We start from the raw sequence: 20,529 nt of genomic DNA, 5'->3' as shown, positions 1-20,529 counted from the left end.
GCGTCAGCCGGTGACGATGCGGATGGCGCCGCGGACCCGCCGCTCCAGGGCGTCGAGTGCGTCGGGCGTGGGCGCGTCGATGAAGAAGGTGACCGAGCGATCGTCGGAGCTGGAGAGCGGCACCAGCGAGCTGCCGCGCGCCAGGAGGACGAGCACCGCGCGCAACGTCGGTTCGTCGCCCGGTGCGCCGGGTTTGATGTCCGGCCAGACACCGCTGTCGCCGATCCACTCGGGCCGTACACCGGGCCAGTCCAGGACGACGTCCTCCAGGATCCCGGGCGGGTGTTCGAGGTAGACCTGCCGGGTGTACCGGCGCGCCGGCGGGTAGTCGGCCGGTTCGCCGAGCGCGACGCGCAGGATCTCCGGTTCCAGCGGTCGCCCGGTGGCCAGCTGATAGAGCGTCAACAGCCCGTCTCCGGGGGTACGCGCGGCCACCTCCATCAGGCGTGGGCGACCGTCCCCGCCGACCCGCCACTCCGAGTGGGTGATCCCGTTCTCGAACGCGAGGGCGTCGAGCAGTCGGTGGTTGGCGGCAAGCAGCCCCTCCCGCAGATCCTCGCGGGCACTGGGCACGCTGTGTGCCATCTCCACGAAGGTGTGGGCGTGGCTGTCGGTGGTGACCTTGTCGGTCACCGACGCGAAGATCACCCGGCCCTCCCGGACCAGGCTCTCCACGGAGAACTCGGGGCCGATCACCTTCTCCTCGACCAGGACGACCTCGTGGTCGGGATACGCGGCGAGCCCGCGGCGCAGCGCGGCCACGTCCTCGACCGTCTCGACGCCGGAACTGGAGGCGCGCGAGGCGGGCTTGACCACGGCGGGGAAACGCACCGCGGCCAGATCGGCGCTCTCCCGCTCACCGGCCGGGACGGTCAGCGAGGCCGGGCTCAGGTCGGGGGCGTACCAACGCTGGAGGTACTTGCTGCGGCAGGCCCGGCTGGCCCGTAGACCGGGGGAGCGCACGCCCAGTCCGTCGGCGAGCAGGCCGGTCGGCTCGGCGAGATAGTCGCCGACGGCATAGGCGCCGACGATGGTGTACCGCTCGCGCCAGACCGCCGTGCGTGCCACCGCGCCCGCGACGAAGGCACCCTGGACGGTGAAGTCGCCGGTGACGTAGGCGATCTCGGTGATCTGTGACGCGGGGTTCGAGGTGTCTGCCATCGCCGTCGTCGCCTGCTCCCGGTAGGACTCCGCGGTGATCACCAGGATCTTCAGCCCGCGCCCGGAGAGTTCGGTCAGGTACAGCGGATTGCGACGGATCACCGGGAAGGAGCCGGTCAGGATGAATGCCTCGGGCCGGCCGTCGGGAATCCGCGCATCGAGTCGGGGATCGGTCATGCTTGGCTGTCCTCCTGGGTCGGCACCTGATCGATGTGCGTTGCCGTGTGCTGTTGCGTCGCGCCCGCCCGTGTCCCCCCGGCGTGCGTCGGCTCGTCCCGTGTCGCCTCGGTATGCGTCGCCCGCCCCTGCGTCGGCGCGGAGCGCGTCGTCTCGGCGAAGCGGTAGCCGACGCCGTTCGCGCTCAGGAACGCCAGCCAGCGGCGGGCCTCGTCGGCGCCCTCGGCGGCCCGGCGCAGACCGGCGGGCGCCCGCCCGTCGAGAATCTCGGAGACTCCGTACGCCAGCGGCAGCGACACACAGCGCGCCATCGCGCTCTCGGCCGGCTCGCCGGTCGCGTCGAGCACGTATTCGCCGCGCCAGGAACGCCCGTTCGCGCCCTCGACGTCGAGTGCCACGGCGAGGATCACCCGGTCGCGGTCGGCATCCGTGGTCGGGTGGCGGGCGGCGAGTTCGTCGGCGAGCGCGGCGATCCGGGCGCCGTCGCCGGTACGCAGCGTGCCGAAGACGTCCTGCCACGCCCGCAGCCAGCCGTCCAGACGCAGGGTGCCTCGGACGAACACACGCGCCTGCCACGCGGCGGGCAGGGCGTACTGGGCGAGATAGGGGACGCTGTCGCGGTTCGGGTAGACCTCGAACGTCTCGCCGTTGAGCACGTGCGGGCGAGTGGCCGTCCACGGCAGCGCGACGGTGCGCCGCGCTCCCTCGTCGATGTATCGGGCCGGGGCGAGCAGCGCGCCCAGCACCCCGCGCGGTGCCCAACTGAACCGGTAACGGAACTCGTTCGGTACTGCGGGGACTCCACCGCAGTAGGAGGTGAACTCCACCGTGGCCGGACCGTCACCGACCACCTCGCGGCCCCTGGCCACCAGCAGGTCGGCGAACAGGTGGTCGATGCCCGGGTCGAGACCGGCCTCGGTCAGCACCGCCAGGCCGGCCTCGGTCGCGGCCGGCACCTCGGCCAGGATCGCCTCGGAGACGTAACTGCTGCACGCGAAGTGCGCGTTGCGCTCGACGCACAACCGCAGCAGCGCGACGTGCTCGGTCGCGGGCAACATCGACACGACGATGTCGCCGGTGTGCAGTTCCTCGGCCAGTCGCGCCGGATCGTACGTGCGCGCGCCGGCTCGATCGGTCAGGCCCAATCGAGCCAGGCACTGTTCGGCCTTGACCTCGGTACGGCCCCACACCAGCACGCGCGGTGTCCGGTCGGTCAGCACCCGCAGTCCGCTGCCGGAGGACAGGCCGGTGCCGATCCAGTGCACGGTCTTGCCGGCGGGTATCGCGTCAGACATGGGTGCTCTCCGTTTCCAGGCCGTTCGCTCGGCATGCCTCGCGGAACGCCCGCAGGCAGCGCTGCCACGGCAACCCGGGTTCCGCCAGGGTCAACAGATGGGGCGTCAGTTCGGCCGAGAAGGCGACGCCGGCCTCCTCGGGCAGCAGCGACGGCAGGTTGTCGATGGCGATGATTCCGAGGGGGTCGCCCACGTCGGTCGCCTGGTGTACCGGATCGTGCCATGGGGTGATCCGGTCGTAGACGGGCAGGACGTTGTTCCGCGAGGTGACGTCGCACGTGACGTCCGCGATCAGGGACAACCGGCGAGGCCCTTGGCGCAGCAGGTCGGTGGTCACGAACGGCGGCGTCGGTGCGGTCACCAGGACGGCGTTGACGAGGATGTCGTGATCGAGCAGCGCCGCGTGGTCGAGCGAGGCGGTCTCGGCGACGTCCCAGCAGGTCGGCTCGATCCCGGCCACCGCCAGTGCGTCCCGGGCCCCGCGCCCGGATCGGCCGAGGGCGCCGACGACCAGGACCTTCGCCGGTGTGTCGGTGGCGGATGGGCGCAACTCCCGGTCCAGGGCCGGCTTTGTCAGCGGACGCAGCGGGCGGAAGAGTCGACCCCGATGCCGCAGCACCGCGAGCGCGGCACCCACGTATCCGGCCCAGTAGCCGAACGCGGCGAGCCGGCGCCCATCCGCGTCGGTGAGGTACTCCAGGTCGAGCAGTGCACCACCGCCGGCCGCGAACCGGCCCAGCAACGCCGCTGCGTCGCGCTGGCCCTTGTACGCGTGGCCGAAGTACACGTGCCGGTGTGTCAACTTCGCCGGCTCGTCGGGTAGTTCCTTCAGGCCGATGACGAAGTCGGTCGTCGGGGCGGTGCGCCAACCGCCCGGCTCGGCGGCGACGCAGCCGGCGTCGAGGTAGTCCGCGATCGGGAAGATCCGCTGCGGGGAGCGCTCGACGGTCAGCGCGACGCCGCTGCGGACCAGGCGCGCGGCGTCGGCCGGCACGATGGGAGCCCGCCGCTCGCTCTCGCGCACTTCGTGTCGCATCGTGATCCTGAGGTCGGCCATGCGTCTCCTGGGATCGGCCATGTGGTGCCCTCCGCTTGCCGGTTCGTGATCGTGGGTGCGCCGGATCGGGCTCAGATGACCAGTTCGGCCGTCGTGTCGTCGTCGGATCCGGCCGGGTCCGGATCGGCGGCACCGGCACCGCCGGGCTGCGGCGTGGTCGTCCGGTCCGCCGACGCGGCGGCGGATATTCGCTTCAGCATCGGCTGTTCGAGGAAGTACGCGAACGACGCGTAACCCCGCCAGACACGGTGCCATTCCGCCGCCACCGCGGCCTCGCCCATGGTGCGCCCCACCCGATCGAGGTAGCCGACGATGATGTCGGCGGCCTGTTTGGCGTGTCCGGCGGAGAAGTTGTCGATGGTCAGATGCGCCTGTTCGTAACAGTCGTCGATGCCGTGGTGGCGCAGTTTCTGCAACTCGTGCAGCCGCATCTCGCCGGAGCCGAACATCTCTATCGCGAGGTTGTAGCCGAGGATCTCGTTGTGGAACCGATCCGGGAACAGGCACATGCACAGCTGCTGGATCGCGAACCCGTAGAGTTCGTCCGGGAGTTCGTCCTGATCGATGAACGCCTCGTCGCGGATGTGCGGCAGTTCGATGCCCACGCTGGCCAGAACCCGGTGGGTCAGCGTGATGTGGTTCTTGCGCAGGTCGCCGTTGCCCATCTCGTCCGCGTAGATCGCGAACAACATGCCGTCGCTCTCCCGCTCGTCGCGGCCGAGATTGCCGAGCCGGTGCAGCCAGGCGCCGTCGATCAGATAGGTGAGGTAGTAGGTGGATTGCCGGAAGATCACCGCGTCGCGATCCGGGATCTCCCGCAACGGCTCGTACGGGTCGACCAATTTCTCCCAGTAGACCCGCTCCGCCCGCTCGTACAGCGCCTGCGGGCTGTAGTCGAACCAGGTCGCGTCCGTGTACCTGCCGCCGGCGCCGTGCACGAAGAGGATTTCCGCCTCCTCGAAGCAGCGCTGCGCCCGCTCGGCCGCCATCGGGAGGGTATTGGCGAAATTCTCGATGTTGACCAGACGATGGAACAGCTCGCGATGGTCGCGCGGTTCGGCCTCGGCGAGCACCACGTCGGCGGGCACACCGCGTGCGATGGCGGCCTGCCGGCGGCCGGCCGGCCCGTCACCGGCGACGTCGGGCACGATCTCGATCGCCGGCCGCTCGCCCGCCTGTACGCTCGCCGCCCAGGCCCGGAAGGTCGCCGCCTCGTGCTCGTCGAAGATTCCGAACATCGGCCCGCCGAATCGCATCGCGTCGACGAGCCGGCAACTGCCGTCGCCGGGCCCGCGCAGGTGCGGCGATTCGCGGAGATCGGCCAGGAATCGGGTCGGGTCGATCCGGGCGGCGCCGAAGACCTCGGACAGCAGCCTGCCGCCGACCCGGACGCCGCCGTGCTGACGGCCGGCCAGTGGCGCGTGTCGCGCGACGATCCGCGCGACCCGCGCTTCGAGCGTGAGGCCGGCGTGCCAGGCGCCGAGTTCGGTGAGCATCGCGACGTGCTCGCGCTCCAGGTCGAGCGTCAGGCGCACGGCCGCGTACAGCCGACGCCGAGCCGCGGGGCCGGCGAGCGCCAGGTGTTCGGCCAGGGCCTCGCGCAGGACCGATTCGGACAACAGCGGCGCGGTGTCGGTCAGCAGGTCGTCGACGCCCAGCGCCTGAAAGGTGTAGTGCACGCCCGAGACCTCGGGCAGGAAGTTGGCCGGCAGCCGGGACAGGGCCAGGTAGAAGCAGCCGTGCAGCGCGGTGAGCGGACGGGCTCGGGCCCGGTCCAGGAAGTCCGCGGCGGCGATCTCCGGAAGGTGGATCCCGGCGTGCTCCAGTGCGCGGCGCCGCAGCCGCGCCTGGCCCGGCCGGGCGTTGCCGGTGCCGCGCAGGGTCAGGTGTTGGGCGAAGAGCCGGTTGACCACGATCGAGGGTTGGGTCGCCGGTTGTGAGACGGTGTCCAGCCAACAACCGGCCAGCATGCCCAGCGGGGCCCGCTGACGCAGGACGGCCTCGCGCGACTCCGCGTCGAGGCGGGTCAGCGCGTTGATCGCCGCGGCCGATTCCGCGCGGGCGTGGCGCACTCGGGCCGCGATCGTCTCGGCGTCCGCCTCCGTGTCGGCCTCCGCGTCCCGGCGGCCGTCCGCCGGGAGCCTCGCCGCGCCGTCCGCCGGGTCGAGAAAGGCGTCGATGACGCGTCGCGCGATCAGCAGCGTCGACTCCGACTCCTGGTCGCGTAAGAGCCGCCGGTACAACTCGTCCGGCTCCGCGAGCACCGCCGCCGCCGCCTCGTCCCAGGCGGCGCGGCCGAACTCGAAGGGGCGGTGCGGCAGCGCGTCGAGGGTGTCCGGGAGCACGAAGGGGACGAAGGCACGGCCGCGGTCCGGGATGTTCGGTGCGGGGGTCATGCGGGATCTCCTGCTCGGGTGTCGTCCGGTGTCATGCGCGGGCCCGGCGCAGCAGTACTCCGATCCGTTGACCGGGGACCCCGGCGGCCAGCATGTAGTGGCGGTCGGGTTCGACGTGCCCGGCCGCGGCCCGGTCGACCAGGTTGATCAGCGGGTCGGCGGCGAAGCAGTGCCCGATCCGGGTGATGTTGTCCAGGTGGAGCTGGGTCGGGGTGAAACCGGCCTGCCGCTCCTTCATCACGACCACGGGTTTGAAGATGTTCGCGTGCATCAGACCCGCGACATCGCCGGGTTTCATCCCCGCGGGGGTGAGCAGGCGCTCGTTCACCGTGCGGGCGAGATCCGCGCTGATCTCGTTGGCGTGTGCCAGCGAGCCGCGGTCCTGGGCGCTTGCGCACGCGAGGATTTCGTAGCCGCCCTCGATCTCGCCCTCGGCCGTGACCAGGCAACTCGCCGCCCCGTCGCTGAACAGGGCGTAGCCGGCCACCCGGTCGTCCTCGTGTGCGGCACGGTCGGTGGTGACCACCAGCACCCGCCGGTAGCGGCCGGCTTCGACGAACGCGGTCGCCGTGTCGAGCGCGGCCAGCAGGTTCACGCAGCGGTTCAGGTTTTGTCCGTAGAACGGGATGTCGCCCAGACCCGCCTCGGTGAGGAAGGTCTCCATGAAGCTGCCGTGGCCCTCCGAGGGCCCGGGGATCCTGGTGGAACACAGCACGACCGCGTCCACCTCGGACGGGGCGGTCGCCGCGGCCCGCATGGTGGCGGTCGCGCTCTCGGCGGCGAGTGCCTCCAGGCTGTGCTCGGTCCGGCGGACGTTGCCCCACCCCCACAGGTCGGGTGCGGGTGCCATCCGCAACTCCTCGGCACGCGCGCCCAGATTGGCGATCTCGGTGTGGTGGACCTCGTTCTCGCCCAGGACGTAGCCGGCCCCGTGCAGATACGCCGCGGTTGTGCTCACGAGCGCTCGCCCGTCGCCGGCTCGGACATCAGGGTGTTCAGCTCGCCGTAGGGCACGGCCTGTTGGGTGAAGGCGAACGTCCCGTGCTCGCGGACCTCGCGGGCCGCCCGCAGGAAGCCGCCGATCGCGGCCCGGGCGAACGCCGAGCCGAGACTGATCCGCCGGGCCCCGCACGCCGACAACTCGGCGACCGACAGCGCCGGGCCGACCCCCGCGAGCACGTTCACCGGCTTGTCGAGCACCGAACACACCGTGCGGATCGCCTCGACGTCGGGCAGGCACGGTGCGTACAGGACGTCGGCGCCCGCCGCCTGGTATGCCTGAAGGCGCGCGACGGTGTCCCCCAGATCACCCCGGCCGTACAGGAAGTTCTCGGCCCGCGCGGTCAGTGTGAACGGGAACGGCAGTGCCCTGGCCGCCGCCACGGCGGCGGCGACTCGTTCCACCGCGACCTCCACCGGCAGGATCGGGTCCAGCGGGTCGCCGGTGGCGTCCTCGATCGAGGCGCCGACGAGGCCGGCCTCCGCGGCCAGTTCGATGGTGCGGGCGATCTCCTTGTCGGAAGTGCCGTAGCAGCTCTCCAGGTCGGCGCTGACCGCCGACGGCGTCGCGGCCACGATCGAGCGCGCGTTGTCCAGCGCCTGCTCGCGAGCCAGCAGGTTCACGCCGTCCGAGCGGCCGAGGGCGAAGGCCAGGCCGGCGCTGGTGGTCGCGAGCGCGGTGAAGCCGAGCTGGGTCAGCAGGCGCGCGCTGCCCGCGTCCCACGCGTTCGCCACGACGAACGCCCGATCGCCCTCGTGTGCCTTGCTGAAGGAGACACCCCGTCGGTACTGGTCTGCCGGGTCGAGCTGCATTGCCGTTCCTTCCGATTCGATGCCGTCGGATCGTTTGCGGATCGTTCTCGGCGGTGTGTATTGACTCGGGCTCTAGATGACTTCGATGTGTTGGTCGGTCCGAACGGCCGCGAGCAGCAGGTCGATCACCGCGGACGGGCCCTTGTCGCGAAAGTGGAAGTGGCCGCCGTCGACCCAATGGCACGCGGGCGATGTCACGCATTCGCGGTCCCACAGCGCCAACTTGTCCGCGTCCAGGTAGGCGTCGTCTCGGCCCGCGATCAGCGTGACGCCCACGGTCAGCGGAGGGGCCGGTCGGTACCGGTATCCGGCGGCCATGCGGAAGTCCGCGATCACGCCGGGCAGCAGCAGGTCCAGCAGATCCTCGTGGGCCAGCACCTCCGGCGGCAGGCCCTCGAAGAATCGCAACGCCTCGGCGAACTCCCGGCCCTCCAGTGCGGCGAGATCGCACACCCGCTGCGAGGGCGCCAGCGAGGGAGCTGAGACGCCGGAGACGAACAGCCGGCGCAGCGCGGGCAGCTCGCGCAGCCGGCGCGCGGTCTCGAACGCGACGAGACTGCCCAGGCTGTGCCCGAACAGGTACACCGGCGGTCCGTGCTCGGTGCCCGAGCCCCCGACCGCGATCGCGGCTGCCGCGCCTTGGGCGAACTCGGCCAGCGTGGGCCGTGGTTCGCGGGCCCGGTGGGCGCGGCCGGGTGGGCACACCGCGACCAGCTCGGCCTCGTCGCCCAACTCGTCCTGCCAGGCCAAGAACGAGCGGGAATCGCCGCCCGCGTGCGCGAAGCAGTAGATGCGCGGGATGTGCGCGTCGGCATCGGTGCGCGAGACGAACCAGCCGGTGTCGTCCACGGATACGGATGGGCTCACGTCGTCACCTCCGCCGGCTCGGGCGCGGGGTTCGCCCCGGGGGCGCGCAGCGTGAACGAGTGTGTGCGGTTGTGCGCCGGATCGCCCGGGCGCACATGCAACTCGCCCGTATCCGGGCGCATCACCACGGTGGCCACCGTGCGCTCGCGGCGGATGTCACCATTGCCCGGGACCCGGATCGGCGCCGTCGACAGCAGCGCGAAATGTTCCTCGACCCCGGCGTCGGCCGGCAGCGCGGCCAGACGCGTGACACAGGTGTCCAGCCGTTGTCGGGAGAAGTTGCGGGCGAAGACGTTGAGCTCGTCGCGGGCGACGAAGTCGGGGTGCAGGAAGTGATTGGTGTGCACGCTCACCTCGGCCTCGGTGACCCGCTGCTCGTCCCCGAGGATCTCCACCCAGGCCGTCTTGCGGGCGTCGCACAGCACCAGGTTCCGTGAACTCGCCGGCTTGAGGCCGCGCAGGATCCACACCGCCTCGTCGACGTCGGCGGCGCTGTCCAACAGGTGCCGGATGGCGAGATAGGGCGGCAGGCCCGGGCGCCACTCGCCGCCGAGCACGAGATTGAGGCCCACCGCGAGACCGTCGCTGTTGACCCCGAGGTAGCCCAGGAGGCCGCCGAAGCCGAGCACGAGCACCCGGCGCGGTGAACCGGACCGGGCGATGTGCAGCACGCAGATGTGATCGTCGAGATCCCCGTTGAGGTCGACGGTCTGCGCCAGCACCGAGCCGGCGGCGCCGCGTCGGGCGTACGTCGTACAGTCACCCATGGTCGGTATCCGATGATATCCCATGATTTCGCGCCGCAGTTGCAGCAACAACGCCTCGTCGGCGCTCAGCCCCGCGCCCTCGGCGAGGCCCTGTAACTCCTGGGCCAGCAACGGTGTCTGGGTCTCGATCTCGGCCCGGTAGGCGTCCAGCGTGGGGCGCAGCGCGGCCAGCGACACCGGGCCCGAGATGACCCGGTCCAGTCGGGTCAGCCCGTCGTCGACGAAGGCGCGCAGGCTTTCGGCCCGCGCGATGCCGTGCTGTCGGCCACAGGCGAAGGCGTCGCCGTGCGCCCGCACGAACGGCACGCGCGGGATGTCGGGGTCCGCGGTCATCCGGTCCCCTCCGGCCGGGTCACCTTGGCCCGGGAGAGCAACTGCGCGCGAATCGAGGGCCATTCGGCGCGCAACACGCTGTAGTAGATCGCGTCGCGGCGCCGACCGCCGGGCATCGGGTTGAAACTGCGCAGCACGCCCTCCTCGGTGGCGCCGATGTTGCGCAGGCCGGCGCGGGCCTGGAGGTTGAGCACGTCCGTCTTGAACTCCACCCGCTCCGCCACCAGTTGCTCGAACGCATGAGCCAACATAAGGTATTTCGCCCAGCGGTTGACGCCCTGACCGCGGAACTCGGCGCCCAACCAGGACCAGCCGATCTCCAGGCGTCCGGCCGGCTCCACGATGCCGCAGAAGCTCATGCTGCCCGCCGAGCGGTCGGTGCGCTTGTCGATCACGTTGTAGACGACCCGCAGGCCGGCGGCCTGGTCGGCCAGCGCCGCGTCGAAGAACGCGTCGAACTCGGCGTCCGTCGCGATGATCTGCACGAAGTAGCGCCAGATCTCCGGATCCATCGCCTGCTTGCGCAGCCCCTCGCGGTCCTGGGGCACGATCGGCCGCAACAGGACGTACTCGTTTTCCAGCGTCGTCGACGCGGTCTCCACCCAGCCCATCTCAGGCCGCCCTTTCGGCGTGGCGCGACAGCGCCTCGGTCACATCGCGCAGCGTGCTCATGGCCGCCACGTCGGGTTCGGTGAAGCTGGACAGGTCCACTCCGGCATCGTCGCAGGCGGACATGAGGAACAGGACCTTGTTCAGCGAGGTCAACCCGTAGGCGCCGACCATGTCCTCGTCGAGGTCGAGGTCCGCCGGGTCGACGGGGGTCTCCAGGACCCGGGCGAGGTTCTTCCTGGCCACGGTCTCAATCTCGGACTGCATGGATGCTTCCCTGGTTGTCGTGGATCCGTGAGCGGTAGGTGTCGAGGATGCGCTCGCGCCTGGGTTTGAGCTGAGAGGTGAGCAGCCCGTTTTCGACGCCGAACCTCGGGTGTGCCACCACGACGTCGCGGATCTGCTCGTCCACGCCGAACGCGGCGTTGGTCAGCGCCAGTTGCTCGGCGATGGCGCGCTCCTCGGCCGGTCCGATCGGCTCAACGGCGGGTGAGACCACGGCGACGAGATGGGTCTGCGTCGGGCAGAACACCACACACTCCTCGATCGCCGGGCTGATCTTCATGTGCTCCTCCAGTGGTCGTACGGCGATCTTCCGGCCGTTGTCGAGCACGATCACGTCGTCGGCGCGGCCGTGGATGTAGAGGAAGCCGTCCTCGTCGAGCCGGCCGATGTCGTTGGTGCGGACCGTCCCGTCCGCGGCGAACACACTCTGCGAGACACCGGGTGGTGCCTGCTCGTAGCCCCGGCACACCGGGTGCTCGGCGCGCACGTGGATCACTCCCTCGGCGTCCAGCAGCACCTGTTTGCCCGGCAACACCCGCCCGACGCTGCCCTGTCGGTGCGCGCCGGGGTGGTTCTTGGCGACGATGCAGGTCTCGTTGAGCCCGTAGCCCTCGAAGATCGGCAGCCCGGCGTCGGTGAAGAAGCGCAGTGTGCCGGCGGCGGCCGGCGCCGAGCCGGTCCACAGGTAGCGGATGCGGTCGCCGAACAACTGCCGGGCGGCGTTGCGGCGAACCCCGTCCGCGTCGCCGCCCGCGGTGTCGCCCATCCGGGCCTGGATGTGCCTCCTGGCACTCTCGAAGAACCCCGGCACGCCCATCACCACCGTCGGCCGGACCAGCCGAAGCGCGGGAAACGCGGACTCGTAGGTGCAGATGGTCACGTCGTGGCCCCACCGCAGCGCGGAGTACGTCCAATACCGCTGCTGCACCACCGACAGCGGCAGGAACACGAGCAGGTTGTCGTCCGCACCGTGCGCGAACATCTCCTGGACGGCCCGCAGATCGTCGTCCACGCTGCCGACTCCGGCGGTCAGCGTCTTGGGCTCGCCGGTACTGCCCGAGGTGAGTTTCAACGACAACACGTCGTCGGGCGCGTAGACGAGGGGTTCGAGCACCTGCCCGGGTCGGGCTCGCGCCGCGGCCGGGCCCACCTCGCCCAGCGCCCTGCTGCCGGGCGCGGTGGGAGTACGGTCGGTGAACAGCACGCTCAGGCGGTAGCGCTCGCTCAGACCGGTGTCCGTGTCGAACTTGGCCGGGTCGAAACCCACGCTCACCGCGCCCAGGCGGATCGCCGCGACATCCAGGAGCATCCACTCCAGGCTGTTCGCCGCGAGGATGCCGATCCGGTCGCCCCGGTCGATGCCCAACTCGCGCAACCACAGCGCGAGCCGCCCGGCTCGGGCGTGGAAGTCGGTCAGTTCCACGGTCTCGATCCCGCCGAGGCGGAAGAAGCGGATGTGGTGCCCGGGGGAGGGGGCCCGCGCGACGATGTGATTGATCACCGAGTCGCTCACCTCGCGTCCGCCTCCTTCCCGCTCGTCCCGGCCGCGCGGGCCTTGTCGGCGAGACCTCGCTCGATGTGCGTCGCCATGGCCCGCACCGTGTCCACCTCGGGCAGCCGGTCCAGCGTGATGGTCAGGCCGAACTGCTTGCGCACACCGGCGAGGATGCGCGCGGCCACCAGCGAATCACCGCCGAGGTCGTACAGCGGGCGGGTGACGTCCAGATCCACATCCGCGATCCGCAACAACTTCGCCCACAATCCGGCGATCCGCAGTTCCAACTCCGAGTCGGCGGCGGTGGGCGCGGCGGCGGACGGGGCGACGGCATCCGCCGCGGCCGCCAACCTGGCCCGGTCGACCTTGCCGTTGCGGGTCAGCGGCAGGGTCGCGTGCCAGTGCACGGCGGCCGGGATCATGTACGGGGGCAGATGCCGGCGCAGCGCCTCACGCACCGCCTCGACGTCCGGGCGGCTGTCGCCGGCCGGGACGAGATGGGCGATCAACCGGTCGCCGCGGGCACCGCTCTGCCGGGTGACCACCGCCCGCTCCACGGCATCCAACGCCACCAGCCGGGTCTCCACCTCGCCGGCTTCGATGCGATAACCGTTGACCTTGATCTGGAAGTCGCCGCGGCCGAGGATGTCGATCTCGCCGTCCGGTAGGTAGCGCCCCAGATCCCCGGTCCGGTACAGGCGTTCGCCGCGCACCGGGTCGATGACGAAGCGCTCGGCGGTGAGCGCGTCGTCGCCCCAGTACCCGCGGGCCAGGCCGATCCCGGCGGCCCAGATCTCGCCGGTGACCCCGTCGGGCAGGTCGCATCGGTGTTCGTCCAGGACGTATGCCCGGTTGTTCGCGTTCGGCCGGCCGTACGGAATGCTCCGCGAGCCGTCCTCGTCCTTGCCGATCGGGTGCAGCACGTTCCAGATCGTCGTCTCTGTCGGCCCGCCCAGCGAGACGAGCTCCAGATCGGGCTTGAGCCGGCGCAGGTCGGCGGGCAGCGTCGGGGGGATGCGATCCCCGCTCATCATCACCAGGCGCAGCGAGTTCAGCGCATCCGTGCCGTCCGCCGTCGCCTGGTCCCGCAACAGCGACACGATCGCCGGAACCGAGTTCCACACGGTCACGCCGGTGTCCTGGCACAACTGCAACCAGTGCGCGGGATCGCTCGCCTTGTCCGCGTCCGGCAACACCACGGCCGCGCCCGCGCACAGCGCGCCGAAGACGTCGTAGACGGACAGGTCGAAGTTGAACGCGCTGATCCCGAAGAACCGGTCCCGCGGCCCGATGCCGAACCGCGCGTTGCAGTCGGCGACCACGTTGGCCACGCTCCTGCGACCGACCATGACGCCCTTGGGCTCGCCGGTGGTCCCGGAGGTGTACAGGACGTACGCCAGGTGCTCGTCGTCCGTGCCGCCGGGCACCGGGCGCGGATCGGGCACCGGGCCCGGCGGAAGCGGGCCGTCCGGCTCCAGCACCAGGACCTCGCGTCCCCCGTCGTCGCCGTCCCGCGCCGCGGCAGGGTCGGTCAGCACCAGGCGGGCGCGTCCGTTGGTGAGCATGTACCGGCGACGAGACGCCGGAAGCGCGGCGTCGACCGGCAGATAGGCGGCACCGGCCAGCATCGTGGCGAGAATCCCGACGATCTGCGCCGGTCCGCGGTGCAGTACCAGCGCGACCGGCTCGTCGGGAACCACCCGCCGGGCCCGCAACCAGGCGGCGGCGTGCGCGGCCCGTGCGTACACGTCCGCGTAACTCAGCGCCCCGGCCGAGGTGAGCACCGCCGGGGCGGCCGGCTCGCGCTCCACGTTGGCCAGGAACGCGTCCGTCAACATCCCGGGCGAAGGCAGCTCCGTGGCCGTGGCGTTGGCCGCCCTGCGCCGCTCGCGCTGGTGCTCGGGAAGCAGGTCGAACGTCCTGGCCGACCATGCCCGCTCGCTCAGGAGGGCCTCCAGCAGACGCTGGTAGCCCGACACCAGGTCTTCGACCAGCCCGTCCGGAAACAGCCCGTCGACGCTGTCGAACTGCACCACCACGCCGCCGTGTTGTTCGAAGGCGGAGGTGTCGAGCCAGACCTGCGGCGTCTGGCTCGCGGTGTACACCTCGGGCCCGAACAGTTCCAGGGCCGAACCGTCGATGTCGGCGTGCACGTAGCCCAGCGCGCTGTTGAACGTGTACGGCATCTGCCCGCGCGTCGCGCCGTCGCCGCGGCGGGCCAGTTCGCGCAGCACCTCGATGCCGGTGAAGTGCCGGTTGTCCAACCCCCGGCGCAGCCCGGCCTGGAGGGCACGTGCCCGGTCGAGGAAGGTGGTCTCACGGTCCACGGCGACCTCGACGAGCATCGTCTCGCAGAAGTTGCCGAGGGCGTCGAAGATGCGCGGGTGGATCGGCGGGCGGTTCGCCACGGTGGTGTTGACGGTGAACCGCGAACCGGCGCCCCAGACCGCGAGGGTGTCCGCGTAGACGGCGAACAGCAGCGCCGAGGGGGTGAGTCCGGCCTCGGCCGCCCGGGCCTTGAGCACCGTCCAGGACGGTTCGGCAAGCCGGGCGAAGTGCGCCGAGAACCGGGGGGCGACGATCGTGGCCGGGCCGGCGCGCAGTGGCAGGTCCGGACACGGGGCGAGGTCGTCCAGCCGATCCAGCCAGTACTTGCGGGCCCGCTTGGCCGGGGCGCGCGTGCGTGCGACCTCCAGCGCCGTCACGTAGGCCGCGAAGGAAGCCTCTTCGAGCGGGTCGGAGGTATCGGCGGCATCGGTGTCCGGGTGGGTGTCGGATCGGTAGGCGGACCACCAGTCCCGGAAGAACAGGAACATGCTGATCGCGTCCAGGATCAGCCCGTCGTGGTCGACGTGCAGCACCATACGGTCGTCGGCCAGGATCGTCACGTCCGCCGCCAGCAGTGGGGCCCGGTCGGCGGGCAGGATGCGATGCGAGCGCGACTCCCGCTCGGCGAGCCGGTGTTCGCGCCGTTCGGACTCGGACGCGCCGCGTACGTCCAGCCGCCCGACGCGCACGTCGACCGCGTCCTCGCGAACCTGACGGCCGTCGGCGGTGAAGCGGGTCCGTAACGCGCCGTGTCGCGCCACCACCGCGCGCAACGCGCGCTCCAGGCGGTCGATGTCCCAGACGCCCTCGATCTCGTGGTACACGTGGCTGGCCACGTTGCCGATCTCGACGTGCTCGCCGCGGCCGACCAGGTAGCCGCGCTGCAGGTCGGTCAGGGCGAAGCCGTCCGGCGCGTCGAGGTGCGCGATCAGTTCCGCCTTGTGCGCCTTGATCAGGCGCAGCAGATCGGCGTCCATGCGCTCGCGTGGCCCCTGTAGGCGCAGGTCGGCGCCGGCGGCGGTGATGGTCAGACCCCTCGCCTCGATCTCGCGCAGAATGTGTACGTGGCTCACGCTCGAACCTCCGCGTGTGCGGCGACCACGTCGGGGTCCAGGCCCCGCTCGATGAGCGCGCTCAATTCGGCGACCGTGTGCCCGCCGAGCAGGTCCTCGATCGAGACGTCGGCGTCGACCTGCTCGGTGAGCCGGTACTGCAGGGCGATGGCCTGGAGCGACTCCATGCCGAGCAGCACGAGCGACTTGTCGTGGACGGGGGCGTCGTCCGGCAGGCGCAGGAGTTCACGCACCAGGTTGCCGAACCACGGGAGCAACGACGACTGCTGCTGCTCCGCGGCCGGGTCGGCCGGCTCCTCCGAGCTCGACGCACGCTTCGATGTCGGGTCCGGCGTCCGCTCGGATGCCTCGGGAGTGGCGAAGAAGACTCGGCCGCTCAGGTCGACGGCCGTGCCGGCGGGCACCAGGTCGACCGAGGTCGGCCATCGGGTGGGCGCGGGTCCGCCGAGGGCGGCCGAGAGGCGGTTCGCGAACCTCGGCATCACCGGCGCGGCGCACGTGGCCAACAGCCGTGCGGCCGCCAGTTCGAGGGCGATCGTGGTGCGCGCCTCGTCCTTCCAGTTCGCGACCTCGGCGGCCGGGGCCTGGAGCCGGGCGAACGTCCTGACGTCCTCGACGATGCCGTTCAGCAACTCGGCGGCACGGTTGAGCGAGAAGCCGTCCTGGCCGAGGGCACCGGTCAGCGCCGAGCGACGCCCCTCCAGCCGAGCCAGGAAGGCGGCATGCTCGGGTCGCCACACACCCGCGTCCGGCGCGGCGCCGGCATGGCGCTTCGCGACCCGATCGCCCAGGTCGTTCAACCAGTGTTGCCAGCCGCCGACCAGCGTGTCGCGGACGAAGGACTCGTACGCGGCGGGTGCGAAGGTGGTGCGCCGACCCTCGGGGCGGGTCAGCGCCAGGTAGAAGCGGATGGAGTCGACCGTGCGCGGGTCGAGCACGTCCTTGCCCCAGATGGCGTGGCCGCGGCTGGTGGAGAACTTGCTGTCCTCCAGCAGGTAGAACTCGTTGATGTGGTAGTCGATGTCCGGGTTCCACCGCGGGTGGGCGATGCGATAGAGCGCCGGGATGAACATCGGGTGGAAGAAGCTGCCGTCCGAGCCCAGGAAGTGCACGATCTTCCAGTCGGCGTCGGGTGCGTCCGCGTCCCAGTCCCGGCCCAGGTCCCGGCCGAGCGCGCCGATGCCGTACAGGATGCTGAAGGCGTAGTCCAGCCAGGACCAGATGACCTGGCCCGGCACATCGGACTCGGTGGGGGCGACACCCCATTCGGCCGGGTGCGTGAGCGGGATGTCCAACCGCTCGCGCCGGGCCAGCCGTTCGGCCAATTCCTGCACCGCGGCCGGGACCCGCCCGAGCCGGTGGTGGTCGGCGATGTCCTGCACGAGTTCGTGCAGCGGGAGGGTGTAGCGGGTGATCGCGCCCTCGCGGGGCGGGACGTCGGACCCGGCGGAACGCGGCGCGATCAGGTCGCTGCAGACGTTGGGTTCCAGGCACGCCTCGCACACGTTGCCGCCGCTTTCGCCGCCGCAGGTGGGGCAGTCGCCGCTGACGCCCGACTCGTACAGATATTCGCCGGTTTCGGCGGCGAAGAGCGCGGGGCCCTCCCGGGGCGCCACGACGCCCGAGGCGGTCAGTCGGGAGAAGAACGCGCGCAGGGCGGCCGGGTAGGCGGCGTCCCGACTGGTCGCGGTGTACCGGTGGACGTCGATGTCCATCAGTTCGAGGGTGGCCAGGATCTCGGCGCTGTAGTGCGCCGCGGTCTGCGCCGGGGTCCGACCCTCGCGACGCGCGGCGGCCACGACGTAGTTCTGGTAGTCGTCGCTGCCGGTGATGTGCCAGGCGTCGGCGCCGAGCATGCGCTGATGGCGGACGAAGACGTCGGCCCCGAAGAACGGGCCGGACAGGTGTCCCAGATGCAGGTCCCCGTTGGGGGTGGGCGCGGAGGAGAAGACGAACAGCGGGCGCTTGCCGAAGCCTCGGTGTCCGGTGTCGTTCGCCGCGTGCACCGCGCGTACGCCGTCGCGCCAGTAGAAGCTGACGAAGAGCAGAGGGGTGTCCCCGGTGTTGTGCACCGAGTGCGTCTCGAACGGCTCGAACTGGGCGATGGAGGAGGCGGAGACCGGATGGCGTTCGCCGTCGACGGTCAACTCGCCCGCGCCCGCGACGAACACCCAGGTCTCCGCCTCGTCGTGCTGGTGCGCCTCCGAGCGGGCGCCGGGCGCGACGCTGATCCAGGTCGCGCCCACCCCCTGTCGTGCCGCGGAACCCGCCTCGACGGGGACCACGTCGACGCCCTGCGCGGCATCCGGACCATCGGTGCGGTAGGTGCTGATCTTCACGACCGACTCCTTTGCTTCGCCGGCACGTGCGGCGGCTTGGGGGGCAGGTGCAGCAGATCCGCGGCCTCCGCCGCGATCGCCGGGGCGAGCCGGTAGCCGGATCCGTTGGCGGCGCCCGCGAAGACGACGTGTCCGCCGTCGAGTACGCGTACCTCCGGTTCGCCGGTGACGCTGTACGCGTCACAGAACACGCGACCCGAGACGCATCGTCGGGCCGACTCCGGGGCGTGCCGGCGCAGGCTCGCGAGTGCTTGGTCGACGTCCTCGGAGGACAGTCCGTCGACTCGTTCGTCCGGATCGACGTCCCAGGTCGTGCACGTGTAACTGAACAGCCAGTGCCCCGGCTGGTGCAGGGGCAGCAGGAAGGCATCCTCGTCCTGGAAGACCACGGCCCGATCGGCCCGGGTCGGGAGCCGGTCGATGTGCAGGGCGACGATCCGCTTGACCCGGGCGCCGAGCGGGGCGAGCAATTCGCGCCAGGCGGGATCGGCGAGCCAGGGGCCCGGCGCGAGGACCACCCGTCCCGCGATCAGCGTCTCGCCGGTGCCCAGACGCAGCTCGACGTGGCCGGCGCGGGCGTCGTCCTCGTCCGCGCCCGGATTCTCGGCGGCCGGATCCCGCCGGCCGATCGTGCGTACGGCATCCACCCGAACGCCCTCGCGCAGGGTCACCCGGGAACGCAGCTCCCGGGTGAGGTCGCGGACCAGCGCGTACACATCCGCGTACTGACCGCCTCGGCAGTCCCAGACCTGTGCGTGCTCGGGCAGACACAGGTCGGGTCGACCGGTCGGCTCGTGGTCGAACGGCGCCTGGGTGCGCGTCAGTTCGGCGCTGTCGAGGTAGATCTCGCGCAGTCGCGGCGCGCTCGTGGGTGACGCGACGATCGACATGGGCACCGGATGGATCGGCAGTTCCGGAGTGTCGGCCTTGAGTCCGGCGTAGTAGTCCTGGCTGTACCGCGTCATCCGCCGCACACGTTCCGTCGCACCGCGCGGGCAGTGCAGACCCGCCGATCGACGGCTCGCGCCGGTCCCGGCGGTGTCCCGGTCCAGGAGCACGACCGATGCCCGCGGTGCGCGTGCGGTGATCTCCCGAGCGACCAGGCAACCGACGATGCCGGCGCCGACGACGGCCACGTCGGTGCGGCCGGGGATCACAGAGCGTCCAGTTCGTCGGCCGGCGGTTTGGCCGACCACTCGACGAACGAGGGCAGTTGCTCGTCGGAGCCCACGCCGAGGATCCGGTCGAGGATACGGCGGCTGCGCCATGCGGTCAGGCTCAGGTTGGGATCGGCCAGGCCGCGCTGTCCGCGGGCCGCGTTCTGCATGAAGATCAGGCGATCGCGAGGGCCGTCCCATTGCACGGCGAAGTCCTGGTCGATGCGGTACTCGTCGCCCTCGCGCTCCAGCCGGCTTTCGATCGGCGCGAGGAAATCCGTCGGCGCCGGGCGAAATCCCGTCGCCCACACGATGACGTCCACATCCACGTATTCCGCCACGCCCGGCCGGTCGTTGTGGCCCATCTCGATGGTCCAGCCGCCGGACTCGTTCCCGGTCACGTCGGTCACGCCGCGGTTGGGAAGCAGGGCCAGCAGGTCGTGCGCCCCGGCGATGAAGCGGTGCTCGTAGCAGCGCCGGTAGATGTCCCGCAGCGTCGATTCGGAGACTCCGTCACTGCTCAGCACGTTCCGATTGTTGAGCGACTCGCGGACGGTCCGGTCCAGACCGGCGAAGTATTCGGAGTAGCTCGGCATGTAATACTCGTTCGTGAACGGCGAGTCGTCGATGGGGAAATAGTTCCCGCGTCGCGATATCCAGGTCACCCGCCTGGGCAATTCCTGTGGCGGCCGGGATATCAGATCCAGGAACGCCTCCGCCCCGGACTGACCGCCACCGACCACCGCGACCCGCTTGCCCACCAGGCCGGTGCGCGTGCCGTCGATGAAGTCGCAGACGTGGAACTGAGTGTCGCCGAGCTTGTCCCGGGCCTGTTCCGGGACCCAGGGTCTGGTGCCGACGCCGACGCAGACGGTGTCCGCGGTCACGGTGCGCCGACTGGTGTGCACGATGAAGGATCCATCGAATTCGACGGAGAGCACCTTCTCGCCGAAGACGATGTTCTCGTTGCGCCGACTGGCCCACTCCAGGTAATTCCGGAACTCCCGACGGGGCACCGCATCGTACTGCGCGTTGATGAAGTGGTAGATCTTCCCCTGCTCGTGCAGATACGAGAGGAAGGAAAACCCGTTCGTCGGGTCGGAAAGGAGGACGAGGTCCTTGAGCAGCGATACCTGCAACGCCGCACCGGGTATCTGCTGATTGTCGTGCCAGCCGAACTGCTCCCTCTGTTCGAGGAAGAGGTTCGGCGCCTCCGAGCGCCCATGCAGCAGCGATGCCAGGCTCAGGTTGGCGGGACCGACTCCGATGCCGACGCAGCGGTACTGCGCCGACTGGTTTCCGCCGGTTTCCGGAATGCGGTTTTCGACTGATTTTCCCACAGCTCGAAGACACTCCCAGTACTCACGCAGGACTGATC

The 20,529-nt window shown here is 70.8% G+C and carries 15 protein-coding genes; all 15 read right to left on the bottom strand.

Translation table 11 applies throughout. The features are described from left to right. Nucleotides 1–3 precede the first annotated feature (3 nt). On the bottom strand, nucleotides 4–1,338 hold the full coding sequence (locus tag A3IC_RS0101430) for an ATP-grasp domain-containing protein (RefSeq protein ID WP_020548275.1): 1,335 nt from the start codon (nucleotides 1,336–1,338) through the stop codon (nucleotides 4–6). After that, complete coding sequence (locus tag A3IC_RS51915; protein WP_020548274.1) at nucleotides 1,335–2,633, bottom strand: saccharopine dehydrogenase family protein; 1,299 nt, start codon at nucleotides 2,631–2,633, stop codon at nucleotides 1,335–1,337. The genes A3IC_RS0101430 and A3IC_RS51915 overlap by 4 nt, the downstream gene beginning before the upstream one ends. Beyond that, nucleotides 2,626–3,690, bottom strand: a complete 1,065-nt coding sequence (locus A3IC_RS0101420; protein WP_020548273.1) for a saccharopine dehydrogenase — start codon at nucleotides 3,688–3,690, stop codon at nucleotides 2,626–2,628. Before A3IC_RS0101420 ends, A3IC_RS51915 begins: the two co-directional genes overlap by 8 nt. A 71-nt stretch (nucleotides 3,691–3,761) precedes the next feature. Next, entirely contained in the window at nucleotides 3,762–6,086 is a 2,325-nt protein-coding gene (locus A3IC_RS0101415) for an iron-containing redox enzyme family protein (RefSeq protein ID WP_020548272.1), read from the bottom strand. A gap of 31 nt (nucleotides 6,087–6,117) precedes the next feature. Continuing rightward, nucleotides 6,118–7,044 (bottom strand): beta-ketoacyl-[acyl-carrier-protein] synthase family protein, encoded by a 927-nt coding sequence (locus A3IC_RS0101410; RefSeq protein WP_020548271.1) that lies wholly within the window; start codon nucleotides 7,042–7,044, stop codon nucleotides 6,118–6,120. After that, nucleotides 7,041–7,898 carry an isocitrate lyase/PEP mutase family protein gene (locus A3IC_RS0101405; RefSeq protein WP_020548270.1) on the bottom strand — a complete coding sequence of 286 codons (858 nt, stop codon included), beginning with the start codon at nucleotides 7,896–7,898 and terminating at the stop codon, nucleotides 7,041–7,043. The genes A3IC_RS0101410 and A3IC_RS0101405 overlap by 4 nt, the downstream gene beginning before the upstream one ends. Before the next feature lie 72 nt (nucleotides 7,899–7,970). After that, nucleotides 7,971–8,765 (bottom strand): thioesterase II family protein, encoded by a 795-nt coding sequence (locus A3IC_RS0101400; RefSeq protein ID WP_211232254.1) that lies wholly within the window; start codon nucleotides 8,763–8,765, stop codon nucleotides 7,971–7,973. Beyond that, complete coding sequence (locus A3IC_RS0101395) at nucleotides 8,762–9,865, bottom strand: C45 family autoproteolytic acyltransferase/hydrolase (protein ID WP_020548268.1); 1,104 nt, start codon at nucleotides 9,863–9,865, stop codon at nucleotides 8,762–8,764. The genes A3IC_RS0101400 and A3IC_RS0101395 overlap by 4 nt, the downstream gene beginning before the upstream one ends. Next, nucleotides 9,862–10,476 carry a GNAT family N-acetyltransferase gene (locus A3IC_RS0101390; RefSeq protein WP_020548267.1) on the bottom strand — a complete coding sequence of 205 codons (615 nt, stop codon included), beginning with the start codon at nucleotides 10,474–10,476 and terminating at the stop codon, nucleotides 9,862–9,864. The genes A3IC_RS0101395 and A3IC_RS0101390 overlap by 4 nt, the downstream gene beginning before the upstream one ends. Before the next feature lies 1 nt (nucleotide 10,477). Further along, on the bottom strand, nucleotides 10,478–10,741 hold the full coding sequence (locus A3IC_RS0101385) for a hypothetical protein (protein WP_020548266.1): 264 nt from the start codon (nucleotides 10,739–10,741) through the stop codon (nucleotides 10,478–10,480). Continuing rightward, nucleotides 10,725–12,272, bottom strand: a complete 1,548-nt coding sequence (locus A3IC_RS0101380) for an AMP-binding protein (protein WP_020548265.1) — start codon at nucleotides 12,270–12,272, stop codon at nucleotides 10,725–10,727. Before A3IC_RS0101380 ends, A3IC_RS0101385 begins: the two co-directional genes overlap by 17 nt. Then, nucleotides 12,269–15,655, bottom strand: coding sequence for a non-ribosomal peptide synthetase (locus A3IC_RS0101375; protein WP_020548264.1), 3,387 nt, complete (start codon nucleotides 15,653–15,655; stop codon nucleotides 12,269–12,271). Before A3IC_RS0101375 ends, A3IC_RS0101380 begins: the two co-directional genes overlap by 4 nt. Then, nucleotides 15,652–17,994, bottom strand: coding sequence for a class I tRNA ligase family protein (locus tag A3IC_RS0101370; protein WP_020548263.1), 2,343 nt, complete (start codon nucleotides 17,992–17,994; stop codon nucleotides 15,652–15,654). The genes A3IC_RS0101375 and A3IC_RS0101370 overlap by 4 nt, the downstream gene beginning before the upstream one ends. Further along, nucleotides 17,991–19,151 (bottom strand): NAD(P)/FAD-dependent oxidoreductase, encoded by a 1,161-nt coding sequence (locus tag A3IC_RS51910; RefSeq protein WP_020548262.1) that lies wholly within the window; start codon nucleotides 19,149–19,151, stop codon nucleotides 17,991–17,993. Before A3IC_RS51910 ends, A3IC_RS0101370 begins: the two co-directional genes overlap by 4 nt. Next, a complete protein-coding gene (locus A3IC_RS0101360; protein ID WP_020548261.1) occupies nucleotides 19,148–20,491 on the bottom strand; it encodes a lysine N(6)-hydroxylase/L-ornithine N(5)-oxygenase family protein in 1,344 nt (447 codons plus the stop codon). The genes A3IC_RS51910 and A3IC_RS0101360 overlap by 4 nt, the downstream gene beginning before the upstream one ends. Nucleotides 20,492–20,529: the final 38 nt, after the last annotated feature.

The organism is Embleya scabrispora DSM 41855 (assembly GCF_000372745.1).
Classification (GTDB): Bacteria; Actinomycetota; Actinomycetes; order Streptomycetales; family Streptomycetaceae; genus Embleya; species Embleya scabrispora.
Note: the sequence above shows the minus strand (reverse complement) of the source record. Positions and strands in the feature narration are given on the sequence as shown.

Bases quoted from the DNA above. Each gene is read 5' to 3' on its own strand.
- A3IC_RS0101430 (WP_020548275.1), bottom strand. From the start codon at position 1,338: ATGACCGATCCCCGACTCGATGCGCGGATTCCCGACGGCCGGCCCGAG.
- A3IC_RS51915 (WP_020548274.1), bottom strand. From the start codon at position 2,633: ATGTCTGACGCGATACCCGCCGGCAAGACCGTGCACTGGATCGGCACC.
- A3IC_RS0101420 (WP_020548273.1), bottom strand. From the start codon at position 3,690: ATGGCCGACCTCAGGATCACGATGCGACACGAAGTGCGCGAGAGCGAG.
- A3IC_RS0101415 (WP_020548272.1), bottom strand. From the start codon at position 6,086: ATGACCCCCGCACCGAACATCCCGGACCGCGGCCGTGCCTTCGTCCCC.
- A3IC_RS0101405 (WP_020548270.1), bottom strand. From the start codon at position 7,898: ATGCAGCTCGACCCGGCAGACCAGTACCGACGGGGTGTCTCCTTCAGC.
- A3IC_RS0101395 (WP_020548268.1), bottom strand. From the start codon at position 9,865: ATGACCGCGGACCCCGACATCCCGCGCGTGCCGTTCGTGCGGGCGCAC.
- A3IC_RS0101390 (WP_020548267.1), bottom strand. From the start codon at position 10,476: ATGGGCTGGGTGGAGACCGCGTCGACGACGCTGGAAAACGAGTACGTC.
- A3IC_RS0101385 (WP_020548266.1), bottom strand. From the start codon at position 10,741: ATGCAGTCCGAGATTGAGACCGTGGCCAGGAAGAACCTCGCCCGGGTC.